Source organism: Nocardia heshunensis, from assembly GCF_054782115.1.
Genome location: NZ_BAAGTC010000003.1, coordinates 1043171 through 1065260, shown reverse-complemented (window position 1 = coordinate 1065260; position 22090 = coordinate 1043171). Strand labels below are relative to the sequence as shown.

Here is a 22090-nt window from a genome sequence, read left to right as displayed (position 1 = left end):
TCTGTTACGGATGTCGCAGGTGGCGTTTCGTTCCCGGCATCGGGGTCCACTACGGGCTCCGTAGACTGTTGCAATCACAGGAGACATCCGGAGGGAGCAATAGCCGTGGGAGTGCTTTCCCGGGTCGACACGCCCGAGGATCTGCGTCGGCTGTCGGTACCGGAGCTGCACGAGCTGGCCGAGGAGATTCGGGAGTTCCTGGTGCGGAAGGTCGCCGTCACCGGCGGGCACCTAGGGCCGAACCTCGGGGTCGTGGAGCTGACCATCGCGTTGCACCGAGTCTTCGACTCGCCTGCCGACCCGATCATCTTCGACACCGGTCATCAGGCCTACGTGCACAAGATCCTCACCGGCCGTAAGGACGGGTTCGACACGCTGCGTAAAGAGGGCGGCCTGTCGGGGTACCCGTGCCGGGCCGAGAGTGCCCACGACTGGGTGGAGTCCTCGCACGCCTCAGCCTCGCTGTCCTATGCGGACGGCATCGCCAAGGCGTTCGCGCTGACCCGGCAGAAGCGGCACGTGGTCGCGGTTGTCGGCGACGGCGCGTTGACCGGTGGCATGTGCTGGGAGGCGTTGAACAATATCGCCGCCGGCCAGGATCGTTCGGTCATCGTGGTGGTCAACGACAACGGCCGTTCCTACGCGCCGACCATCGGCGGCCTCGCCGAGCGACTGGCCGGTCTGCGTACCCAGCCCGCCTACGAGCACGCGCTCGACGCCACCAAGCGGATCGTGCAGAGCATTCCGCGCGTGGGGGATTCGGCGTACTCGATGCTGCATGCCATCAAGACCGGGATCAAGGATGCGGTCGCGCCGCAGGAGCTGTTCAGCGATCTGGGCATGAAGTATGTGGGTCCGGTCGACGGGCACGATCCGGTGATGTTGGAGGCCGCGCTCAAGCGGGCCAAGGACTTCGGCGGTCCGGTCATCGTGCACGCGGTGACGCAGAAGGGCCGCGGGTACAAACCCGCCGTGGATCATGTGGCCGATCAGATGCACTCGGTCGGCCAGATCGACCCGGAGACCGGTGAGCCGCTGGGCGGTTCGTCGGGCACCTCGTGGACCTCGGTGTTCTCCAAGGAGCTCATCGCCCAGGCCGAGCAGCGCGACGACATTGTGGCGATCACCGCCGCCATGCCGGGGCCGACCGGTCTGTCGGCATTCGGGGAACGCTTCCCGGACCGGATGTTCGACGTCGGCATCGCCGAACAGCACGCCATGACCTCCGCGGCCGGGATGGCGTTGGGTGGCCTGCACCCGGTCGTCGCCATCTATTCGACGTTCCTCAACCGGGCCTTCGATCAGCTGCTGATGGACGTCTCGCTGCTGAAGCTCCCGGTGACCCTGGTGCTGGACCGGGCGGGCATCACCGGCGACGACGGCGCCTCGCACAACGGCATGTGGGACCTCTCGGTGCTGGGCATCGTCCCCGGCATCCGGGTGGCCGCCCCGCGTGACGCGGCCACGCTGCGTGAGGAATTCGCGGAGGCGCTGCACGTCAGCGACGGACCCACCGCGATCCGGTTCCCCAAGGGCGCTGCCATCGAGGAGATTCCGGCGGTCGAGCGCTTCGAGGGCGTGGACGTGCTGCGCATGCCCGACGTGCAGGACGCCGCCTCCTACTCGGTGCGCGCCGATGTGCTGCTGGTCGCGGTTGGTCCCTTCGCGGAGCTCGCCCTGAAGGTGGCGGATCTGCTGGAGGCCGAAGGGGTTTCGGTCACCGTCGTGGACCCGCGCTGGGTGCTGCCGGTCGCCGACGCCGTGGTCAAGATGGCCGAGAACCACCGGCTCGTCGTCACCCTCGAGGACAGCGGTCTGCACGGCGGCATCGGTTCCACCATCTCCGCCCGTCTCCGCAGCATGGGCGTCGACGTCCCGACCCGCGATCTCGGTGTCCCGCAGCGCTTCCTGGACCACGCCTCGCGCGCCAAGATCCACCAGGAGATCGGCCTCACCCCCGGCGAGGTCGCCCAGCGCGTCCACGTCTGGCTCGGCGCCGCCGACACCTCGGACACCTCGGCCGAGAACATTCAGAACGCGCTTCTCCCCACCGAGTAGCGCGCAGCGACACCCACGGGCCCGCGATCCACCGATCGCGGGCCCGTTTTTCTGTGCGGAGCTGGACTTCTCGCGTAGATTCTGAAACAGGTTACAGTTTTCTGGTCAGGAGTTCGGATGTCGTTTGTGCTTGTCGAGAAGCCGCGTCCCCAGATCGCGTTGGTCACGTTGAACCGGCCCGAACGGATGAACGCCATGGCGTTCGACGTGATGGTGCCGCTGCGCGAGACCCTCGAGGACGTGGCGGCCGACAACGAGGTGCGGGTGGTGGTGCTCACCGGGGCCGGGCACGGGTTCTGCTCGGGCGCGGATTTGCAGCACGCCGGCAAGGTGCCCGGGGTGGAGGGGTTGACGCGCACCAGCATCGCACGCCGCTCGATGTCGTTGCTGGACAACGTGATGCTCACGATCAAGCGCATGCATCAGCCGGTGATCAGCGCCATCAACGGCGCGGCCATTGGCGGCGGCTTCTGCCTGGCCATGGGTACCGACATCCGAATCGCCTCGGACGAAGCGTATTTCCGCGCCGCGGGCATCAACAACGGCCTCACCTCCGCCGAACTCGGCATCAGCTACACGCTGCCGCGCGCCATCGGCTCCACCCGCGCCTTCGAGATCATGCTCACCGGCCGCGACGTTTACGCCACCGAGGCCGAACGCATCGGCATCGTCTCCCGCGTCGTCCCCGCCGACAAACTCCTCGAGGCCGCCTACGACACCGCCGACCAGATCATCCGCTGGTCCCGCGTCGGCGGCGAACTCACCAAACGCCTCCTCTGGAACGGCCTGGAGGCAGGCTCTTTCGAATCCCACATGCAAAACGAGGGCCTAGCCCAGCTCTACGTCCGCCTCACCACCGACAATTTCGACGAGGCCATCCGAGCCCGCCGCGACCGCCGCCCACCCAACTTCCAGGACTGAGCGGATGCTCTTCCCTCGACACCCCTGCGTGCCGAGGGAAGAGCATCCGGTCAGTGAGGTCGAGGCTGCCGCCAGCTCCGCGGCGGGCCTGCCGCAGCCTAGGCGGATCCGGTCCCTTTCGTGCCGCCGGATCCGATGGGGTTGAACAGGTCGGCGCTGCCCGAGCCGGTGCAGGAGCCCAGTGGCGCGGGCGGCTGCGGGGTGGGGGATCCCGCGGGTGCGGCGACCACGGTCACCGTCAACACTGTCGCCGGGGTGTACACGAACGGGATGATGTCGAGGTAGCGGAGGGTGAGCGTATGGGTTCCGGCAGCGGTAGGCATCCACGGGACACTGTCGGAGCCGGTGTGTGGGAGCGAATAGCCGCCGAGGCATTTCCCGTCGGCGTAGAAGTTCGCCGAGGTGTGCAGGGGATCGGTAGTGGGCATACCCCCGGGTGAGCCCGGGCTGAACATGTAGGTGTGTCCGACCACGTAGGTCGAGGGCAGGTTGCAGGATCCGGTCGAGCAGTCCCAGACGTTGGGAACCTCGTCCTCGATACTGGCGTTCGCCGTGGGGGTGGTCAACGCGGTGATGGTCGCGGCCAATACGAGAGTTGTTGTACCCCAACCGATGCGGTGGATGGGGCGGTGGGCGGTGTGCATAGGTGTGAGCCTTCGTGGGAGGGGATCAGCTGCCGCTGTGGCCGGTGTCGAGCAGTCGTGCGCTGCCGGATCCGAGCGGGTCGGCGCTGCCGGTTCCGCTGCCCGTCATGGCGCAGTTGCCCTGCACCGGCGGTTGTTGCGCGACAGGCGATCCCGGCGGCGCGGCGACCACCGTCACCGTGAACACCGTCGGCTGGGGAACCATCAGCGGGAGGATGCCGTTCATCGCGAGGGTCATTTTGTGTGTCCCGGCGGTGGTCGGAACCCAGGGGACGGATGTCGGGCCGTTGGTCGGCAACGAGATGCTGCCGAGGCATCGCCCGTCGTCGTAGAAATTCGCGGACGTGTACTGGTACTGCCAGGCGGGGGTACCCCCGGCGGATCCGGTGTCGAACGAGTAGGTGTGCCCGACGACGTAGGTCGAGGGCTGCGTGCAGGGACTGGTCGAACAGTCCCAGACTCCGGCCGGCTGCCCCTGCAACTCAGCGCTCGCGGTGGGAACGGACAGGGTGGTGACGGTCGCGGCCATAGCCAAAGTGGTTGCACCCCAGAAGGTGTGGCGCAGGAGGGGAGTGGTACCCATGATCTTGCTCTCCATGACGATTCGGATGGCGGCTAGCTGCCGGGGAACAGGCTCGAGCTGCCGGACCCGATGCTGCAGCCGCCCTGCTGAGGTTGCGGCGCGATCGTTGTTCCGGCGGGCGCGGCGACCACGGTCACCGTCAACGAATCCGCCCATGCCCCGCCCTTGGTGGTCAGCGTGTGGGTTCCGGGGGTTTGCGGCACCCAGGTGACGGCCTTCGCGCTGTTGTTCCCGATGCAGGCCCCGTTGTCGAAGAAGCTGCTCGGGGGAGTGGTGGTGCTCGTGCCGTCATAAGGCGCGTAGAGCAGATAGCTTTGCCCTGCAACGACGGTCGTGGCGTTCGGGCAATTGTTGCCGCCACCCGAGCAGTCCAACACCTCGATGCCGTGAATACCGGCGGTGGCGAGGCCCGGGGACAATACGGTGAGGGTGCCGACGGCGCCGACAAGGCTTGCGGCCCAGGCGAAGTGGCGTGCACGGCGAGTTGGGATAGACATTGATGACTCCTTGCTTTGTTCGGATTGGGGGTGCGGACGGCGCGGACTAACTCGATCCGGGCAGCCCCGCGCTACCGGAGCCGAGCAGACTGCCGCTGCCGGAACTGACGCAGTTGCCCTGCGGCGGTGGTGGCTGCGGAACGGGTGATCCCGGCGGCGCGGCCAGCACGGTCACCGTGAATGTCCCCGCTGGAGGCCCCGCCCACGGGAACGGGAGGTTTTCCTTCAAGGTGAGGACGTGCGTTCCCGCGGTGGTGGGAACCCATGGAACGGCATTGCGCCCGGCGTGCGGGTAGGTGATGCTGCCGAGGCATTGCCCATCGGCGTAGAAGTTCGTCGAGGTCGGGTTGTCCAGCGAGTAGTCCGCGTCGAACGAATAAGTGTGTCCGACGATGTAGGACGCGGGCACCGCGCAGAAGCCGGTCGAGCAATCGTCGATCTCGGGACTCGGGATATGAGCGGTGGCGGTGGGTGCGGAGAGCCCGATGATGGTCGACGACAGGGCGACAGTTGTTGCGGCCCAGGCGATCCGGCGCATGATTCGGGATTCGACGTGCACTGGTGTATTCCTTTGTCGATGAGCTCGGGTCGGTGCTGCTTCGCGGTGGGGTCAGTGCCCGCTGCCGGAGGTCAGGCCCTTGATCAGGGAGCTGCCGGCTCCGAGGTCGGCGCTGCCGGTGCCGAGGAGGCCTGCGCCGTCGCAGCCGCCCTGGGTGGGTTGTTGCGCGGTCGGGGATCCGGCGGGCGCGGCGGCCACGGTGACGGTGATCGATTGCGATTCCGTGCCCTGCTGCACGGTGAGCTTGTGGGTTCCGGCGGTTTGCGGCACCCAGGTGATGTAGGCGGGATCGCCGACGAGGACGGTGACGTCACCGTTGTCGGCTTGCGGGGTGTTTCCGAGGCACTGCCCGTTGTCGTAGAAGTACACCCGCAAGGCGACCAGGTCGCTGTGGACCGTCTTGGACCCGAACAGGTAGCTGTGGCCCACGACGAACGATGTCACCGGCGTGCAGTTGTTGGTGGTCGGGCAGTCCAGCACGTTGGGGGTGTCGATGGTCGCGGACGCGGTGGGCGCGAGCACGGTGGTGACCGTCGCGGCAATCGCGAGAGCGGTTGTGCCCCAGGCGATGTGGTGGGTGCGGCGGTGGGCGGCGGGCATGTGTGGACTCCTTGTCGTACCCCTCGGATCAGGGTCGACAGAATCTAACTTTCACGTACTGTGAAATGAGTCCACTTCAGAAAACCGGTGTGCCCCAACTTTTGTGGGCGGTATTTCCGGGGTCAGTCCTTCGGGTACAGGGCTTCACTCAGCCGCGGGACCGCGAGGTCGCGCTGCCAGGGGCGCGCGCCGCCGGCCGCGAGGTAGTCCTCGATCAAGCCCGGGGCCTCGCCGTTGGTCGCCGACTTGGGCAGACCGTCCCAGCACATGCGACGCAACAGATCCGGCGTGAGCAGGTTCTCGACCGGGACCGAGACTTCGGTGGAGAGGTCGGTCATGGCCGCGCGGGCGCGCTGCAGGCGGGCGGCCGCGGCCGGATCACGGCGCTCCCAGCGGTTGACCGGGGGCGGGCCGTCGAAGGGTTGGGTCAGCGGGGGCAGTTCGCTGTCGGGCAGCGCGCGGGCCCGTTCGACCGCGCCGAGCCATTCGCGCGAGTAGCGGCGCTGCCGCGGTCCGCCGAAGATCGGCAGCGTGCGCAGCTGGGCGATGGTCTTGGGTTCGTTGGTGGCCGCGGCCACGATCGCCGAGTCCGGCAGGATGCGGGCGGGGGCCACATCGCGCAGGCGGGCCAGCCGATCGCGGGTGGTCCAGAGTTCGCGCACGATGGCGAGCTGGCGGGTGCGGCGCAGCGCGTGGATGCCGGAGGTGCGCCGCCACCGATCGGACTTCGGCGCGGACGGTTCCGCGGTGCGCACATGCTCGAATTCCTGTGCGGCCCACTCGGATTTGCCTTGCTCCTCGAGATCCGCGGCGACCGCGTCGCGCAGCTCGATCAATAGCTCGACATCCAGGGCGGCGTAGTTCAGCCAGTCGTCGGGCAGCGGCCGGGTGGACCAGTCGGCCGCGCCGTGGCCCTTCTTGAGCTCCCGGCCCAGCAGCTTCTCGACCATGGCCGCCAGCCCGACCCGCTCGTATCCGGCCAGCCGACCGCCGAGTTCGGTATCGAAGAGCACCGCCGGGTAGAGGCCGAGTTCGGCCAGTCCGGGCAGATCCTGATCGGCGGAGTGCAGCACCCACTCCAGATCGTTGATCGCATCGGCGAGCGGTTCGAGATCGCCGTCCACCGGAATCGGATCGATGAGGAAGCTGCCCGCGCCCTCGCGGCGTAACTGGATCAGATACGCACGATTGGAGTAGCGGAACCCGGAGGCGCGTTCGGCGTCGACCGCGAGCGGTCCGGTGCCGGCGGCCAGTCGCCGCGCGGCCGCCTCGATTTCGGCAGCAGTGTCCAGTACCGGCGGTACACCCTCCACTGGCGCGAGCAACGGTACCGCGGCAGTGGCTTCGGGTTCATCTGGTACGGACATGGTCTTGAACTCTACGGGTAGGGCAATGGCGAGCCGCGTCACGTCGGTGAAACGCCGGGCCGTGACACTGCGTCGGGCCATTGGGAATCGTACGTGCCGGGCGCCGATTTCGTTGCAGTACAGACGTTCTCGCAGGCGAGGGGCTATTTCCTGGCGCAGGGCGTGGGAATTCGGGTGGGGGCGGGATGGCGGCCGCGTGATACCGCGGCCGGGTGCGCGGGCTATTCAGTGCTCTCGCCCCGGCGCACATCCAGTCGGGTGACACCGGCGGGCGGCAGTCCGGCCGCGAAGGCGAGCACCTCGCAGAACGCCTCGACATGCGGTCGCATCGTCGTGTCGGTGACCGTCCAGGACGCACGCAATTCGAGCTGATGCGCGCGCGGCGGTCCGGCGATATCGCCGTAACGCACCGAACTGGTGGAGGTGACCGTGCCGCCGAGCGCGGTGAACGGGGTGCGCGAATCCAGCGCGTCGACCAGCCAACTCCACGCCACCTCCGGTAGCAGCGGGTCGGCCGCGAGCGCGGAGTCGATGTCGGCCTGGATGTAGGCGACCAGCCGGAAGACGCCGTGCCAGGCCTCTTGACCGGCCGGGTCGTGCAGCAGGATCAGGCGGCCGAAGGCGTCGCCGTCGGAGTCGACGGGTATCACGGTGGCGTCGGGCCGGGTGACTTCCGCGCCGAGGGCGTAGGAGTACGGGGCCAGGCGCTGGGGCGGACGGATCGGTGCCAGTTCGATTCGGGGGTGCACTGATGCGGTTCCCATGGCCTCGACCGCGGCGCGGAACCGGGCTGGTTCTTCGGGCTCCGGGGTCGGGGCAGCGCCGTCGCGGAAGTCGAGCGGTGTCACGAATGGCACCGTAGACCCCCGGGGAGCCGAGCGGTGCGAGGCGCGCCGCCGGGCCCCCTTTACGATGGGCGGTGATGAGTACTTCAACCCGCCGCCTGCTGACCGATGCCCCGTTCCTTGCCGCCGCCACCGGTGGCGTGCCGCATCGTCGGCCGGTGTGGTTCCAGAGACAGGCCGGTCGGTCCCTTCCGGAGTATCGGGAAGTGCGTGCCGGAATCGGCATGCTGGAATCGTGTTTCGACCCGGAGCTGGTGTGCGAGATCACCATGCAGCCGATTCGCCGCCACGATGTGGACGCGGCAATCCTGTTCTCCGACATCGTCGTTCCGCTCAAGGCCGCGGGCATCGACCTCGACATCGTGCCGGGAGTCGGCCCGGTGGTCGCGAATCCGGTACGCACGGTCGCCGATGTGCGCGCGCTGCCGCAGCTGCGCGCCGAAGAGGTGGGTGCGGTCACCGCGGGCATCAAGCTGCTGCTCGACGCGCTCGGCACCACCCCCTTGATCGGATTCACCGGCGCCCCGTTCACTTTGGCGTCCTACCTGGTCGAGGGCGGGCCCAGCAAGAACCACGAGCGCACCAAGGCGATGATGCTCGCCGACCCCGAAACCTGGCATCAGCTGATGAGCGCGCTCACCGACATCACCGTCGAATTCCTGCGCGCCCAGATCGGCGCGGGCGTCGACGCCGTGCAGCTGTTCGACTCCTGGGCGGGTGCGCTGACCCTGGCCCAGTACCGCGAATACGTTATGCCGCACTCGCAACGAGTCTTCACCGAGGTCGCCGACGCGGGCATCCCGCGCATCCACTTCGGTGTCGGCACCGGCGAACTGCTCGGCGCCATGGGTGAGGCGGGCGCGGACGTGGTCGGCGTCGATTGGCGAATCCCGTTGAACGAGGCCGCCCGTCGCGTCGGCCCCGGAAAAGCCTTGCAGGGCAACCTGGATCCGGCCGTCCTGTTCGCCGGCCCCGCCGCCATCGAATCCGAGGTCCGCCGCATCGCCCGCGAGGCCGACGAGGCAATCACCCTGGGCGCCAAGGGCCACATCTTCAACCTCGGCCACGGCGTGCTGCCCAACACCGACCCGACCGTCATCACCGACACCGTCGCCCTCATCCACTCGCTGCCCGCCCCGCTCTGAGGTCCTCGGCAGCCGAAAAACCATGTGAGATCAGCGGTTACCTGCCGGTACCGTCTCCCGCATGGGTGCCAGAGCCAATTTCGTCCTGATCGACGGTGACGGCCCGCGACTGCATTATTCGCACTGGGCCGCCGACACCATCGGGTCCGTGCTGATCGCGGGCCCGGATGCGGCCTGCCGTTTCATCTCCGCCCAGCGCCTGTGCGACCCGGCCACCGACTGGCTCGACGACGTCTGGTGCGAGGGCGGCGCGGTCGTCGACCTGACCCGGCGTGAGCTCGTCTACTTCGGTGACCAGCTGCTCGAGGAATCCGTGCCGCACAAGCGGATCTATGCCGCCCTGCTGGCCCGCACCTGGCCGGGCTGGCGGATCCGCTGGGCCTACGACGGCATCGGCGATCTGGCTGCCGCCGCCGGGGTGGACCGCTCCGTTGTCCGGCGTCTGGACGAGGACGACCGGCTACTGCCCGAGTCGGTCACCGACGACCTCGACGATCCCCACCTGCTGACCGTCGCGGCCGCCGGAACTGTCACCGCCTACCCGCTCTACACGTTCCAGCACACCGCCTGGCAAGGCCCGGCCCTGCTGGAGCGGCTCCCCGTGGGCGGCACCACGCACCTCGCCCTCACCGGCGTGCCGACCAGCGGTCTGCACATCGACATCGACACCCGCAGCATCGGCGTGTGGATCGGTTTCACCATGCCCGGTCTGCTCCCCGCCCTGATCGACCTGTGGCCCGGCTGGCGCGTCGAGTTCTGGGAGGACCGCTACACCGAGCAGCTGGCCCGCTGCGGCGACGCGATCGAGGTACCGGCTCCCGACCCGTCCGAGATCCTCGATGCCGTACTCGACCGTCTCGGAAAACGCCTCGGCCACAACCCGGTCGAACGCATGCTGTCCGTATTTCAGGACCTGCACAAGGAATCCGAGAACGTGCAGCTCAACCCCCTGTTCACCGAACACCGCCCCGTCGACCCCTCGGATGCCGAATGGGCCGGGGTGCTGCACGCCGCCACCGACCTCCGCACGGAACTGACCGTCCCCTGACCCCGAGATTCCGATCCGTCGGACGCGGCGTCAATCACGTTCCGGTGTGCGCCATTTCTCCGGCGGGTTTGTTGAAATGCCTGGTGAGGCCGGTCGGTCCCCGGGCCGGGGGGTTGGTGGGGCAAGGCACCGCGCGGGCGGCGGGCGCGTCCGGCGGGAGTAGGTTGACTTGCGGAGCGGCTCGACGTGAAGGTGCGGGGCGCAGGTGACGAGGAGTGGTCGATGCGGGTCGCGGTGGTTGGTGGCGGGATCAGCGGGCTGGTGGCTGCCTATCGACTGCGGCGGGCGTTGGGGGACGCGGCGGAACTGGTGTTGGTGGAGCGGCGGGATCGGGTCGGCGGGATTCTGCGGACGGTAGATATCGAGGGGGATCCGGTTGATCTGGGGGCGGAGGCTTTTGTCGGGCGGCGGCCCGAAATCCCGGCTCTGATGCGGGAATTGGGGATCGAGGAGCAGCTCGTGCATCCGGCGGGGAAGCGGCCGCTGGTGTGGTCGCAGGGGGCGGGGCATCGGCTGCCGGAGCGGACGTTGATGGGGATTCCGGCGGGTGCGGAATCGGTTGCGGGACTGGTCGATGCGGCGACCCTGGCCATGATCGAGGATGAGTCGAACCGGCCGCTGGTGTGGGTGAGCGGCGGGGATATGTCGGTGGGGGAGTTGGTGCGGGATCGGTTCGGGCAGCAGGTCGTTCGACGCAGCGTGGATCCGCTGCTCGGCGGAGTGTATGCGGGACTGGCGGATTCGATCGGGGTGCGGGCTGCGCTGCCGACCCTCGCCGCCACCCTCGATCGGGGGGCGACCAGCCTGACGCAGGCGGTGTCCGAGGCGCTGCCGCCGCCCAGCACGACCCCGGTGTTCGGCGGCATTCGCGATGGCTACCGCGCGCTGCTCGACGCCCTGCGGGCCGCCGCCGACGTGAAGACCGAAATCGGCACCGCCGCAACCAAGCTCGCGCGCACCGCCACCGGCTGGCGGCTCGACCCGGTGGGCGAGGTGGACGCGGTCATCCTCGCGACGCCCGCCCCTGTCACGGCGGATCTGCTGCGCGAGGTGGCTCCCGATGCCGCCGACCTCGCCGGCGGCATCGAACTGGCTTCGTCCGCGGTGGTAGCGCTGGCCCTCGCTGCAGGCACCGCGCTCCCCGACAACTCCGGCATCCTGGTCGCCACCGGTGAACCCCTGCGCGCCAAGGCTTTCACCCTCTCCAGCCGCAAATGGCCGCACCTCGCCGCCCGCGACGTGGCCCTGGTCCGCGCCTCCTTCGGCCGCTTCGGCGACCCCGCCCCACTGTCCTGGTCCGACGATGAACTCGTCAGTGCGGCTGTCGAAGACCTCTCCACGGTCACCGGAATCGAGATCCGCCCCCTGCACGCGGTCGTCCAACGCTGGCCCGGCGGCCTCCCGCAATACGCTCCCGGCCACACCACCCGAATCGCCGACCTGCGTTCCGCCACAGCCGATCTCCCCGGCCTGGCCCTGGCCGGTGCCTACCTCGACGGCGTCGGCGTCCCCGCCTGCGCCGCGACCGGCACCAAGGCCGCCGCCATCATCACCGCCCACCTCGCCGACTGACCAGAATCCCGCCGTCCCGGCCGCGCCTTGCCGCCGAGAATGCACTGGTGCAGGTGAACATCGAGAAGACTTGTGCGTCAGTGCATTCTCACGGGTTCGGGACGGTGGCGGCCGCGGCGATGAGGGCGTGGATGGCGGCGCGGGTTTGGGCGGCGACGATTTCCGGGGTGGAGTTGTCGAGTTTGCCGTCCATGTGGAGGAAGGCCAGGCCGTGGACGAGGGCCCAGACGGCCGTCGCGAGGTTGTCCGGGTCCACGGTCGGGAATGACTGCTGGACAATCATTTTGACGTAGGCGCTGATGGCCTCGGTGGCCGCGACGCGGTCGGGGTCGGCGGGGTTGCAGGGTTCGGCGAACATGACGCGGAACAGGGCCGGCCGGTCGAGCGCGAAGCGGATGTAGGCGATCGCGATGGTCGCCAGATCGTCCGGGCTGGTGGGGGAGGGGTGCGCGGCGAGCAGCTGCGCGGCGAGTTCGCGATAGCCGACCGCGGCGACCGCGGACAGCAGCGCCTCGCGGTCGGCGTAATGCCGGTAGGGCGCGGCGGTCGAGACCCCGGCGTGGCGGGCGACGGCCCGCAGTGAGAGCCCGGCCGCACCGTCCGCTTCGAGGAGCTCGATGGCCGCGCGCAGCAGCGTGGCGGGCAGATCGCCGTGGTGGTACGACGTGCTCGGGGTCGGCATGTCTTCAACCTAACAAGTGTTGACAGCGCTTACATCAAGCCTCTATGTTAGCGCTGTCCACATTATGTAAGCACTGCACACATATGAAGGTGATCGCGGATGACGACCGACTTGTTCTCGCCGTTGGCCCTGCGCTCGGGCGCAATCCTGCCCAATCGGATCGCGAAGGCGGCCATGGAGGAGGGCATGGCGGCCGCCGGCCAACTCCCCGACGAGCGCCTCGTCACCCTCTACCGCCGCTGGGGCGCGGGTGGCGCGGGCCTGCTCATCACCGGCAATGTGATGGTCCACGCGGAGGCTCTCACCGGCCCCGGCGGCATCGTCCTCGACGCCGCCGCACCCCTGGAACCGTTCGCCGCCTGGGCCCGCGCGGGCAAGGCGGCCGGTGCCGCAATGTGGATGCAGATCAGCCACCCCGGCCGCCAAGTCCAGGCCAACATGCCCGGCGTCACCTGGGGTCCCTCCGAGAAGGCCGTCGAATTAGGCAGGCACAGCAAGCGTTTCGGCCGCCCCACCGCCATGACCCCCGCCCAGATCACCGACACCGTCACCCGCTTCGCCACCACCGCCGCCCGCGCCGAACAAGCAGGCTTCGACGGCGTAGAAGTCCACGCCGCCCACGGCTACCTGCTCTCCCAATTCCTTTCACCCCTGGTCAACACCCGCACCGACGCCTGGGGCGGCTCCCTCGAAAACCGAGCCCGCCTCCTCCTGGACGTGGTCCGCGCCATCCGCGCGACCGTCTCCCCGACCTTCGCGGTAGCGGTGAAACTCAACTCCGCCGACTTCCAACGCGGCGGCTTCGACGCCACCGACGCCCAACACGTCATCGCCCTCCTCGAACCCCTGGGCGTCGACCTGGTCGAGTTGTCCGGCGGCAGCTACGAAAGCCCCGCCATGTCGGGCCGCCCCGCCGCCGAGAGCGCCACCGCTGGTTCGAGCACCACTGCTGACTCGCCCACCACCGCCGAGTCGAACGGCCTTGGCGGTTCAAGTGCTACCGGTGGTAGCGGCGCTGCGGTGTCGAGCACCGTTGCCCGCGAGGCCTACTTCCTCGACCTGGCCGCCGAACTGGCCGAAACCAGCGCTCTCCCACTGATGTTGACCGGCGGCATCACCCGCCGCGCCACCGCCGAGCGCGTCCTATCCAGCAAGGTCGCCGTGATCGGCATGGGCACCGCCCTCGCCGTCACCCCCGACCTCCCCGCCCGCTGGCGCGACAACCTCGAAGCCACCACCACCCTGCGCCCCATCACCTGGTCCGACAAGTCCCTGGCCTCCATAGCCGGAATGGCCCAGGTCCGCCACCAAATGCGCCGCCTGGCCGGTTCCCGAAACCCTTCCCCCACAATCCATCCCGCCTACGCCCTGATCACCGACCAGCTCCTCCAGTCCCGCGCCCTACGCCGCTACCGCCGCTGGCTGACCAACCGCCCGCAATCCGCACTCGCCCCCGCCGCGCCTACTCGCGCCGCCCGCTGACCCCGGCTAACCGCTGCTGCGCCCTGCCCCCGGCGTGGCCCGCATGGAATTCACCCCGCCGCTGCGAGGTCTGGCACGGCCGCGGCATCCAGGCCCGCGGTCCGTCCTCGATCCGCGCACCGAAAACCATGGTGCGGCAGGTGGTCAGCGGGTGACGAGATCCGTGGGGTCGGTATTGGCACCGCAGATGATGACGGCTACGCGCTCGCCAGGGGCGGGCACATAAGCGCCGGACAACAGGGCCGCCAGGGCTGTTGCGGCGGCGTGTTCGACGGCGAGACGGCGACAGTCCCAGAGGGTTTGGCGGGCGGCGATGATTTGTTTGTCGGTGACGAGGACGGGGATGACGTCGCCTTCGGCGGCGGCCGAGAGGGCCATCGGGGTGACGCGGCGGGCGCCGAGGGAGTCCGAAGCCACCGAATCGATGTCGACGTCGACGGGTTCCCCGGCTTCGATGGCGGCGTGGAAGGCTCGGCAGTTCTCGGGTTCGACGGCTACTACGCGGATGCCGTGTTCGTTGGCGGACACGGTGATTCCGGTCAGGAGTCCACCGCCGCCGACCGCCACCACGACGGTGTCGAGGTCGGGCAGTTGGGCGACGATCTCCTCGAGCAGCGTGCCCGCACCGGCGGCGATGTAGGGGTCGTCGTAGGCGTGGGAGCGCAGTGCGCCGCTGACTTCGGCGAAGCGTTCGCATTCGGCGGCCGCGTCGGCGTAGGCGTTGCCGCCGGAAAGCACCTGTGCGCCCAGCGATCTCAGCCGCGCCACCTTGATCGCGGGCGCGTTGTCGGGCAGGAAGACGGTGGCCGCGGAGTCGACCAGTCGCGCCGCCCACGCCCCGGCCACGCCCGCGTTCCCGCCGGAGGCCAGGGTGATCCCCACCCGCGGCAGCCGCCCCTGTTCCCGTTGCGCCAGCACGAAGTTCGCGGCCCCGCGAGCCTTGAAGCTGCCGGTGTGCTGCATGTGCTCGAGCGCGAACCAGACCTCTCCGGCGACCGGCACGGTGTCGGCGTCGGCGCGGGCCAGCACCACCGGCCGGGTGTGGCCGGAGATTCGTTCGGCGGCCGCTGTCACCTCGGCATATGTCGGATGCACGTGCGCTTCTTTCGTTCTCGTGGCGGGATGTACGGGCCGATCGACCCCCGTTGTTCCACTGTAACTTACGCTGGTCGTATGCCCAGGAACTCGAAGTTGCTCGAAGAGGCGACACCCGAGGCGATCGCCCGGGCCGGGTTGGCGATCATCGAAAACCGCGGTGCCACCGAGCTGAGCTTCCGCGCCATCGCCACCGATCTGAGCGTGTCGCACACCACCGTGCTGCGCAGGGGCGGCGGCGATTTCAACGGCCTGGTCGAGCTGGTGGCCGACGTGCTGGCCCTGGACCTGCCCGAGATCCCCGCCGGTTCCGGCGACTGGCCGACGGCCACCGAGGCGCGCTTCGCCGCCTGGTACACCCTGCTCACCGCCTACCCGGGCCTGGTGATGCTGCGCGGCCCGCGCCCCTGGCTGGGCCGCCGCCTGCTCTCCCGCCTGACCGAACCGCAACTGGCCGACAGCGTTTCACTGGGCCTGAGCGCCGCCGACGCCTTCCGCTGCTACCGCGAGCTCTACCTCTATACCCTCGGCTGCGCGGCCCTGGTCGAACATCGCAACCGCAAACCCGCCCAGCTGCGCACCCGCTCCGCGCTGGCCGCCCTGGACCCGGACGAATACCCGGTGATGGCAACCCATCTGGACACCATCAGCGAACTGCTCACCGACGACACGGTCTTCCGTGACGGCCTGCGCCGCCTCATCACCTCCTGGGCGGCGAGCGCGACCTGAATCACCATGTCCGCCCTGCCCGATTCCGGGCGGGTTCGGGCGCAGTGGCACGATGGGTGCCATGGCGCGACTCGACTACAAGGCCCTCAACGACACCATCCGCTACCTCATGTTCTCGGTGTTCCAGGTGGAGCCCGGCGTGCTCGGCGATGACCGCAAGGCCGCGATCAAGGAGGCGCAGGCCTTCTTCGACAGCCTCGAGGAGCGCGGCGTCGTGGTCCGCGGTCTCTACGATGTCGCGGGTCTGCGCGCCGACGCCGACTTCATGATCTGGTGGCACGCCGAGCAGATCGAGGAACTGCAGGCCGCCTACGCCGACTTCCGCCGCACCACCGAGCTGGGTCAGATCTCCAACCCGGTGTGGAGCCAGGCCGCCCTGCACCGCCCCGCCGAGTTCAACAAGTCCCACATCCCCGCGTTCCTGGCGGGCGAGGACGCGGGCAACTACATCTGCGTCTACCCGTTCGTGCGCTCCTACGACTGGTACCTGCTGCCCGACGAGGATCGCCGCAAGATGCTGGCCGATCACGGCAAGGCCGCCCGCGACTACCCGGACGTGCGCGCCAACACCGTCGCTTCCTTCGCGCTCGGCGACTACGAGTGGATCCTCGCCTTCGAGGCGCCGGAACTGCACCGCATCGTCGACCTCATGCGTGACCTGCGGGCCACCGAGGCGCGTCGCCATGTGCGCGAGGAGATTCCGTTCTTCACCGGTCCGCGCGTCGAGGTCGACAAGCTGATCGCGGCGCTGCCGTAGGGATTCCGGTGCTGCGACTTTCGGCGCTGCCCGCAGAATTCGGGGCATGCGCCGAAATCGCGCCCGTCTCATAGTGTTCCTGCGACTCGATCAGCTGTCCTGCCCGAGGGGTGTAGCGGCAGCGAGGTCGAGTGGACGATCGAGCAGCCTTCGGCGTGTTGTTGGGCGGCACGCCGAAGGACTCATCGGTGTCGGGACTCTTGATAGAGGTCGGCGTAGGTGCGCGAGTCGCCCAGCAGGTTGTCGCTGAAGGCGGCGACATCGCTGCCGATGAGTTCGATGACCCCTTTGCCCTCGGCCACCCCTTCCTCGAAGAAGTCGAGAATGCCCGCCAGCAGATTACCGTTGGTCAGTTCGACCGGTCCGATCTTGAAATAGTATTTCTGGATCTCCTTGTAGACGATCCGATAATCGGGTGGGAGCGCGTTGACCCGCGCCATGTGCGCCCGCCACTCTCGTTTGCCTTCGATGATGTCGCGGATGCCCACGATTATCCTCCTAGCCGATCCAGCTTGCGGGCCACATTCCGATTCAACTGCGCACGCCATTTGTCGCGGTAATCCTTGGCCCCCGCATTACCGGCGACCGCCGCGCTGAACCCTCCGATGTCGTCGCCGAGCGCCTCGGCGACACTCTGCCCCTCCGCCGCCGTTTCCTCGAGCAGCCCGAGGACGCCGTCGAGAATGGGCATCAGATTGCGCCCGGTGAAATCGGAGTGCGGTGAAATAGTGCGCTTGATCTCTTCCCAAGCCGTTCGATACTCGTCCGGCAGCGCCGCCGCCCGAGCATTGAAGGCCTTGTATTCCCTGGTGAGATCGCTACCCGTGACTGTCTCCCAGAAATTCATTACTGACTTCCCTTGAGCTCATTGATCCGCGATGAGACGTATTCCCATTTCATCCAGAAGGTCGAGAGTTCTTTCCGCCCCGCGTCATTCAGTGCATAGAACTTACGCGGCGGTCCGACACCGGAAGGTCGTTTCGAAACATCGACCAACCCGCTCTTCTCCAACCGGAGCAGAATGGCGTAAACCGTCCCCTCGATCACATCCGTGAAACCGAGATCATTAAGCCGACGCGTGATGGCATATCCATAGGTCTCTTCGCTCCCGATGATCTCGAGAACGCACCCTTCGAGCGTGCCTTTCAGCATCTCCGTCAAGTTTTCCGTGGCAGGCCCCTTTGTTCGGAGTGTACTACTCAGTGGTAATGACTACCACTAGACTGTAGCACAGAGTAGGGGCCCGCAGGCGGGTCAGTTCTCGGTCGGTTCCAGCCGCAGCGACAGGGAGTTGATGCAGTAGCGCTTGTCGGTGGGGGTGGGGTAGCCCTCGCCTTCGAAGACGTGTCCGAGGTGGCTGTGGCAGTTGGCGCACAGCACTTCCACGCGTCGCATGCCGAGGGTGTCGTCGGTGCGCAGCACGACCGCGTCGGATTTGGCCGGGTCGAAGAAGGACGGCCAGCCGCAGTGCGAATGGAATTTCTCACCGCTGCGGAACAATTCGGACCCGCAGGCCCGGCAGGAGTAGACGCCTTCGGTCTCGGTGTCGGTGTATTCGCCGGTGAATGCCCGTTCGGTGCCCGCCTCGCGCAGCACGTGGTACTCCTCCGGGCTCAGCTTGGCCCGCCATTCCTGCGGGGTCAGCTGGATGCGCGGGACGGGCTGTTCGGCCCCCGTCGAGGTGTCAGCATCGGAACTCATGGTTCCACGCTAGTACGCGGCACCGGCCTTGGTGCGCGGCGTGACGGCGACCTCGGTGTCGTCGATGTCCCATTCCGGGTGCATCCAGGCCGGATCCAGCGACTTGCCGGTCTGCAGCCGGCCTTCGCGCTTGGCGGCCAGGTAGCGGTCGCCGAGCACGCAGAACACCACGATCAGCAGCAGCCCCCACCCGAAGGTGGTGCGCAGGTATTCCAGGTCGCGGCCGATGCTCTGCCAACGGTCCGAGAGCCACTTGTCGTAGGACATGAACCCGAAGATCGCCAGCCAGGCGGGCCAGTTGCGCAGCAACGAGTTTCGCAGCACCACGGTCATCAGCAGCGGGAACAGGAACATCGAGTAGTACATCTGCCCCAGCGGGCCCAGCAGCATGGTCGCGGTGATCAGGATGCCGGAGGTGGTGCAGATGTAGAACACCTCGTCCTCGCGGTAGTAGCGGTACAGCAGCCACAGCGAGATCAGCACCAGCACACCCATGACGATGCGGATGCTCCAGGTCAGCCAGTCGGCGACACCGTAATACCCGGCATTGCCGACGATCGCACTGTTGAAGTAGTCGCGCGCCTCCGACAGGTAGGGCAGCGTGTGCGTCCAGAACGCCTTGTAGTCCACGATCAACGGCCAGGCCAGCAGGTTCAGCACGACCGGGACGCCGAGTGCGGTGATGAACACCTTCCACTGCCCGCGCACCAGCGGAATCAGCAACAGCGGCACCAGCAATGGCCCCTTGACCGCGATGGTCAACCCCAATGCCACACCGGCCCACAGGTCTTTGCGCTTGAGCAGCAGGTGGATGTACGCCATCATCGCCAGGAACAGGCACCCGTTGATGTTGGTGAAGCCCAGCGTGTTGGTGACCGTCTCGGAGACGAACATGGCCAGCAGCAGCGCGGGCGCGGCGACCGAGTTCAGCGTGTAGTTGAACAGTCGCAGCAGCAGATACCAGGCCAGCAGCAGCGCGATCGCATTGATCAGGATGAAGCCCCACCGCGACTTCTCCGGATCGATGATCGCCAGCGGCGAGATCAGCAGCGTGCCGCTGGGCGGGTACAGGTACGCCGGGTCGGTCGAGTTGAAGTTGGCGTTGTACACGGCCCGATGATTCAGAAACGCCAGCGACGCGTTGTACACCGGCGTGAAGTCATTGGTGACGTGGTAGTTGACAGCATTGATGAACACGCGATGGATCACGGTGAGGATCGCGAGCGGCCACAGGGCGAAGTTCAGTACCTCGGCGGTGGTGCGAGCGGTGCGCGGCTCGAGCTGTCGAAGGAACACTCGGGCACGGTACACCGAAACCCACCCCCATACATGCGCCGACCCGCGAATGACCGGCGACCGTCTACCGATGCGACAACCGATCTCGCGCCGGTCGAGTTGACGCGCCGGGTGCGTCCGAAATCGCCTAGGCCGGGCAGGCGGTGCCGTCGGCGGGGAGTTTGGCGTCCTTGAGGTAGTCGGCGAGGGACTGTTGGGCGCAGCCGGAGTGGGCGAAGGTGGGGTGGCCCCAGCCTTGCCAGACGACGGTGGAGGTGGTGGCGCCGGCCGCGTTGAGGGCGCCGGTGACGGTGGGGCGTCCGTCTTGGCCGACTACGGGGTCGGCGCTGCCGCCGAGGACCAGGACGGGGAGGTTGAGTTTGTCGGGGGCTGTCATCGGGGTGGCGGCGGGCCAGGCGGAGCAGGCCATCAGGTCGATGGCCGCGACCTTGCCGAACACCGGATACTGCGTGCCCCAACTGGTTTCGAGGGCCTTGGCCTTGTCCGGGGTGGAGGGCTCGTGGTTGTCGCTGCACCGGTTGACGAATTGACCGTCGGTGCCGACGCCCGCGGCGGCCCGCAGGATGAACGGGGTGATCGGCCCGTGGTCGCCGCGACCCAGCGCGCTGAGCGCGTCGGCGAACTCGGTGAGCTGCGGATTGCCCTGCGAGCGTGAGTCTCCCAGGAAGCTGCTCAGCGTGGTGACCAGCACCGACGCCGACAGGTCGCCCAATTGCGCGGCCCCGGCGCGGTTCACGAGGTCGACCACGGCCGCGTGCGGATCGGCCCCGAGCGAGCAGGTGAGCGACGAGCAGCGCTGCGCGAACGCGGTGAGCGCCGCCTCCTGCCCCTTGACCTTCTGTTCGGCCCGCCCGTTGGCGTCCAGCCCGACCGCCTGCGGCGAATCCAGCACCAGCCGCCCGAGGTGTTCGCCGTACTTGCGCGCGTAGTTCAACGCGACGTTCGCGCCGGTGCCGGTGCCCATCAGTGCGATGTGGTCGACCTGCAGCTGCTTGCGCAGTTGTTCGAGGTCGTCGGCGGCGTGCGGGGCGTCGTACATGCCCTGGCCGGGCGCGAGGAAGTCCAGGCAGGCGACGGTGGCCTCGCGTCCGGCGACGCTCACGGCGTCCACGGGATCGCTTGCGCCGCGCGTGAACTGGGCCTGATCGGCCAGCACCTTGCGTTGCGGGTCGGTCATGCAGGCCACCGGCACGGAACTGCCGATGCCGCGCCGATCCACCGCGATGATGGGCCGCGCCGCCAGCAGTGCGCTGGCGTTCCCGGCGGCCAGTCCCGCCAGCGTCGCGGTGGAGGACCGGTCGTTGCCGGAGGTGAGGATCAGCGGCGCCGCGTCCTTGGGCGTGCGGTCGTAGCGCGCCCGCATGGCCGCATTGCGGAAGTTGCCCGCCACATTCCCGGCCACATCGATCTGGCTGGTGTATTCGGCGCATTCGAGCACCAGCCCGGCCGGGGGCGCGCCGAGCGAGAGCAGGCTGAACGTCGGTGCGGTGCAGTCCTTCCAGGCCAGGTCGGTCTTGGGCACCTCGGGCGCGGGCACGACCGCGTCGGCGGGCGCGGTGCTGGGCGCGACCCCGGCCTGGTGCGGCTGTTCCACGGCAACGGCCGGCCGGTCCGACGGCCCGGCCCCGCAGGCGGTGGTCACCAATACCGACAGTGTCGACGCCAGCAGAGCGGCCCGAGTCCAGCGCATGCGCTACAGCCTGCCAGGTCCGGGGCGCGGTTTCAGCCTCGGGTGTGCGCGCGTTCGAATCGGGTCAAGATCGTGCCGTCGGAGTCGAGCAGCAGGTGCCGGGGTTCCATGGGGGTGGGCGCGGCCTTGGGGGACACCGCGATTCGGCCCGCGGTCCCGCCCACCAGCTGCGGCGATAGGGTCAGGCAGAGGTCGTCGACGCCGCCCGCGGTGAGGAAGTCGCCGAACAGGGACGGCCCGCCCTCGCACAGCACCCGCCGCAGCTCGAGCCGGTCGAGTTCGGCGCGGATGCTCTCGACGGTGCACCGGTCCTCACCCACCACGATCACCTCGGCCCCGGCGTCGGCGAGCCGCCGCTTGCTGTCCTCCGGGGCGATGGCGGTCGTGAAGACGATCGGCCGCGCACCGGTATCGGTGAACAACCGGCTCGCCGGGTCCAGCGCGCCGCGGGCGGTGACGACCGCGATCCGCGGCGGCGTGCCCTGCACGTCGCCCCCGAGCCCTTCCTTGTGCAGTCCCCGCCGCAACTCCGAATCGGTATGCGCGGCACCGTAGTTCTCGGCCCGCGCGGTGCCCGCCCCGACGAGGATCACATCGGCCAGATCGCGCAGCAGCCCGAACACCTTGTGATCGGCGGGCGTACCCAGCCCGCCGGAGCGCCCGTCCACGCTGACCGCGCCATCGATGCTGGTCACGAAGTTGACCCGGACGTACGGGACACTTGCCTCTACCGGATACGCGTACAGCTCGACCAGGTCGTCGCGGGTGAGATCTGTGAGCTGAATCGCATTAGGCATACGCTGCATAAGGTCCCATCCC

Annotated in this window: 24 protein-coding genes; 8 read left to right on the top strand and 16 right to left on the bottom strand. The window is 68.3% G+C overall.

Going from position 1 to position 22090, the window contains the following annotated elements; genetic code table 11:
- The first annotated feature begins 105 nt into the window (after positions 1–105).
- A complete protein-coding gene (gene dxs / locus ACYVN4_RS11845; RefSeq protein WP_460720207.1) occupies positions 106–2058 on the top strand; it encodes a 1-deoxy-D-xylulose-5-phosphate synthase in 1953 nt (650 codons plus the stop codon).
- A gap of 117 nt (positions 2059–2175) precedes the next feature.
- A complete protein-coding gene (locus ACYVN4_RS11840) occupies positions 2176–2979 on the top strand; it encodes an enoyl-CoA hydratase (RefSeq protein WP_460720205.1) in 804 nt (267 codons plus the stop codon).
- Positions 2980–3077: 98 nt separating this feature from the next.
- On the opposite strand, the gene ACYVN4_RS11835 is transcribed toward ACYVN4_RS11840, so the two are convergent.
- The 7 genes from ACYVN4_RS11835 to ACYVN4_RS11805 all read right to left on the bottom strand — a co-directional run bounded on the left by ACYVN4_RS11835 (position 3078) and on the right by ACYVN4_RS11805 (position 8077).
- On the bottom strand, positions 3078–3623 hold the full coding sequence (locus tag ACYVN4_RS11835; RefSeq protein ID WP_460720203.1) for a hypothetical protein: 546 nt from the start codon (positions 3621–3623) through the stop codon (positions 3078–3080).
- 25 nt (positions 3624–3648) lie between these two features.
- Positions 3649–4206, bottom strand: coding sequence for a hypothetical protein (locus tag ACYVN4_RS11830; RefSeq protein ID WP_460720201.1), 558 nt, complete (start codon positions 4204–4206; stop codon positions 3649–3651).
- A gap of 32 nt (positions 4207–4238) precedes the next feature.
- Entirely contained in the window at positions 4239–4703 is a 465-nt protein-coding gene (locus ACYVN4_RS11825) for a hypothetical protein (protein WP_460720199.1), read from the bottom strand.
- A 46-nt stretch (positions 4704–4749) separates the two neighbouring features.
- Positions 4750–5262 carry a hypothetical protein gene (locus tag ACYVN4_RS11820; RefSeq protein WP_460720197.1) on the bottom strand — a complete coding sequence of 171 codons (513 nt, stop codon included), beginning with the start codon at positions 5260–5262 and terminating at the stop codon, positions 4750–4752.
- Positions 5263–5313: 51 nt separating this feature from the next.
- Positions 5314–5862: a hypothetical protein gene (locus ACYVN4_RS11815; protein ID WP_460720195.1), complete on the bottom strand. Its 549-nt coding sequence runs from the start codon at positions 5860–5862 to the stop codon at positions 5314–5316.
- A 122-nt stretch (positions 5863–5984) separates the two neighbouring features.
- Positions 5985–7229: an HRDC domain-containing protein gene (locus ACYVN4_RS11810; RefSeq protein WP_460720193.1), complete on the bottom strand. Its 1245-nt coding sequence runs from the start codon at positions 7227–7229 to the stop codon at positions 5985–5987.
- Between the two features lie 221 nt (positions 7230–7450).
- Positions 7451–8077 carry a DUF3000 domain-containing protein gene (locus ACYVN4_RS11805; RefSeq protein WP_460720191.1) on the bottom strand — a complete coding sequence of 209 codons (627 nt, stop codon included), beginning with the start codon at positions 8075–8077 and terminating at the stop codon, positions 7451–7453.
- Positions 8078–8151: 74 nt separating this feature from the next.
- Here ACYVN4_RS11805 and hemE point away from each other — a divergent pair, with 74 nt between their 5' ends.
- The 3 genes from hemE (at position 8152) to ACYVN4_RS11790 (ending at position 11839) form a co-directional block, all read left to right on the top strand.
- Entirely contained in the window at positions 8152–9219 is a 1068-nt protein-coding gene (gene hemE, locus ACYVN4_RS11800) for a uroporphyrinogen decarboxylase (protein ID WP_460720189.1), read from the top strand.
- Between the two features lie 61 nt (positions 9220–9280).
- Positions 9281–10267 (top strand): hypothetical protein, encoded by a 987-nt coding sequence (locus tag ACYVN4_RS11795; RefSeq protein WP_460720187.1) that lies wholly within the window; start codon positions 9281–9283, stop codon positions 10265–10267.
- A 222-nt stretch (positions 10268–10489) separates the two neighbouring features.
- The gene (locus tag ACYVN4_RS11790) at positions 10490–11839 is read left to right on the top strand and encodes a protoporphyrinogen oxidase (protein ID WP_460720575.1); all 1350 of its coding nucleotides are present in this window, start codon (positions 10490–10492) and stop codon (positions 11837–11839) included.
- A gap of 88 nt (positions 11840–11927) precedes the next feature.
- On the opposite strand, the gene ACYVN4_RS11785 is transcribed toward ACYVN4_RS11790, so the two are convergent.
- Positions 11928–12521 carry a TetR/AcrR family transcriptional regulator gene (locus ACYVN4_RS11785; protein ID WP_460720185.1) on the bottom strand — a complete coding sequence of 198 codons (594 nt, stop codon included), beginning with the start codon at positions 12519–12521 and terminating at the stop codon, positions 11928–11930.
- Between the two features lie 99 nt (positions 12522–12620).
- Between ACYVN4_RS11785 and ACYVN4_RS11780 the strand changes: the two genes are divergently transcribed.
- Positions 12621–14003, top strand: coding sequence for an NADH:flavin oxidoreductase/NADH oxidase family protein (locus ACYVN4_RS11780; protein WP_460720183.1), 1383 nt, complete (start codon positions 12621–12623; stop codon positions 14001–14003).
- Between the two features lie 144 nt (positions 14004–14147).
- On the opposite strand, the gene ACYVN4_RS11775 is transcribed toward ACYVN4_RS11780, so the two are convergent.
- Positions 14148–15098, bottom strand: coding sequence for a serine/threonine dehydratase (locus ACYVN4_RS11775; protein WP_460720181.1), 951 nt, complete (start codon positions 15096–15098; stop codon positions 14148–14150).
- Positions 15099–15176: 78 nt separating this feature from the next.
- Here ACYVN4_RS11775 and ACYVN4_RS11770 point away from each other — a divergent pair, with 78 nt between their 5' ends.
- Complete coding sequence (locus ACYVN4_RS11770) at positions 15177–15827, top strand: TetR/AcrR family transcriptional regulator C-terminal domain-containing protein (RefSeq protein ID WP_460720179.1); 651 nt, start codon at positions 15177–15179, stop codon at positions 15825–15827.
- A 61-nt stretch (positions 15828–15888) separates the two neighbouring features.
- Positions 15889–16584, top strand: coding sequence for a hydrogen peroxide-dependent heme synthase (gene hemQ, locus ACYVN4_RS11765; RefSeq protein ID WP_460720177.1), 696 nt, complete (start codon positions 15889–15891; stop codon positions 16582–16584).
- 182 nt (positions 16585–16766) lie between these two features.
- On the opposite strand, the gene ACYVN4_RS11760 is transcribed toward hemQ, so the two are convergent.
- The 7 genes from ACYVN4_RS11760 to ACYVN4_RS11730 form a co-directional block, all read right to left on the bottom strand.
- On the bottom strand, positions 16767–17072 hold the full coding sequence (locus tag ACYVN4_RS11760) for a DUF1048 domain-containing protein (RefSeq protein WP_460720176.1): 306 nt from the start codon (positions 17070–17072) through the stop codon (positions 16767–16769).
- A 2-nt stretch (positions 17073–17074) separates the two neighbouring features.
- Positions 17075–17431 carry a DUF1048 domain-containing protein gene (locus ACYVN4_RS11755; protein ID WP_460720174.1) on the bottom strand — a complete coding sequence of 119 codons (357 nt, stop codon included), beginning with the start codon at positions 17429–17431 and terminating at the stop codon, positions 17075–17077.
- Positions 17431–17736 carry a PadR family transcriptional regulator gene (locus ACYVN4_RS11750; RefSeq protein ID WP_460720172.1) on the bottom strand — a complete coding sequence of 102 codons (306 nt, stop codon included), beginning with the start codon at positions 17734–17736 and terminating at the stop codon, positions 17431–17433. The genes ACYVN4_RS11755 and ACYVN4_RS11750 overlap by 1 nt, the downstream gene beginning before the upstream one ends.
- A 102-nt stretch (positions 17737–17838) precedes the next feature.
- On the bottom strand, positions 17839–18285 hold the full coding sequence (gene msrB, locus ACYVN4_RS11745) for a peptide-methionine (R)-S-oxide reductase MsrB (RefSeq protein WP_460720170.1): 447 nt from the start codon (positions 18283–18285) through the stop codon (positions 17839–17841).
- A 9-nt stretch (positions 18286–18294) separates the two neighbouring features.
- Positions 18295–19581, bottom strand: a complete 1287-nt coding sequence (locus ACYVN4_RS11740; RefSeq protein ID WP_460720168.1) for a glycosyltransferase family 87 protein — start codon at positions 19579–19581, stop codon at positions 18295–18297.
- 127 nt (positions 19582–19708) lie between these two features.
- Positions 19709–21271, bottom strand: a complete 1563-nt coding sequence (locus ACYVN4_RS11735) for an alpha/beta hydrolase (protein ID WP_460720166.1) — start codon at positions 21269–21271, stop codon at positions 19709–19711.
- A gap of 32 nt (positions 21272–21303) precedes the next feature.
- Positions 21304–22077 (bottom strand): pyrimidine reductase family protein, encoded by a 774-nt coding sequence (locus ACYVN4_RS11730; protein WP_460720164.1) that lies wholly within the window; start codon positions 22075–22077, stop codon positions 21304–21306.
- Between the last annotated feature and the right edge of the window lie 13 nt (positions 22078–22090).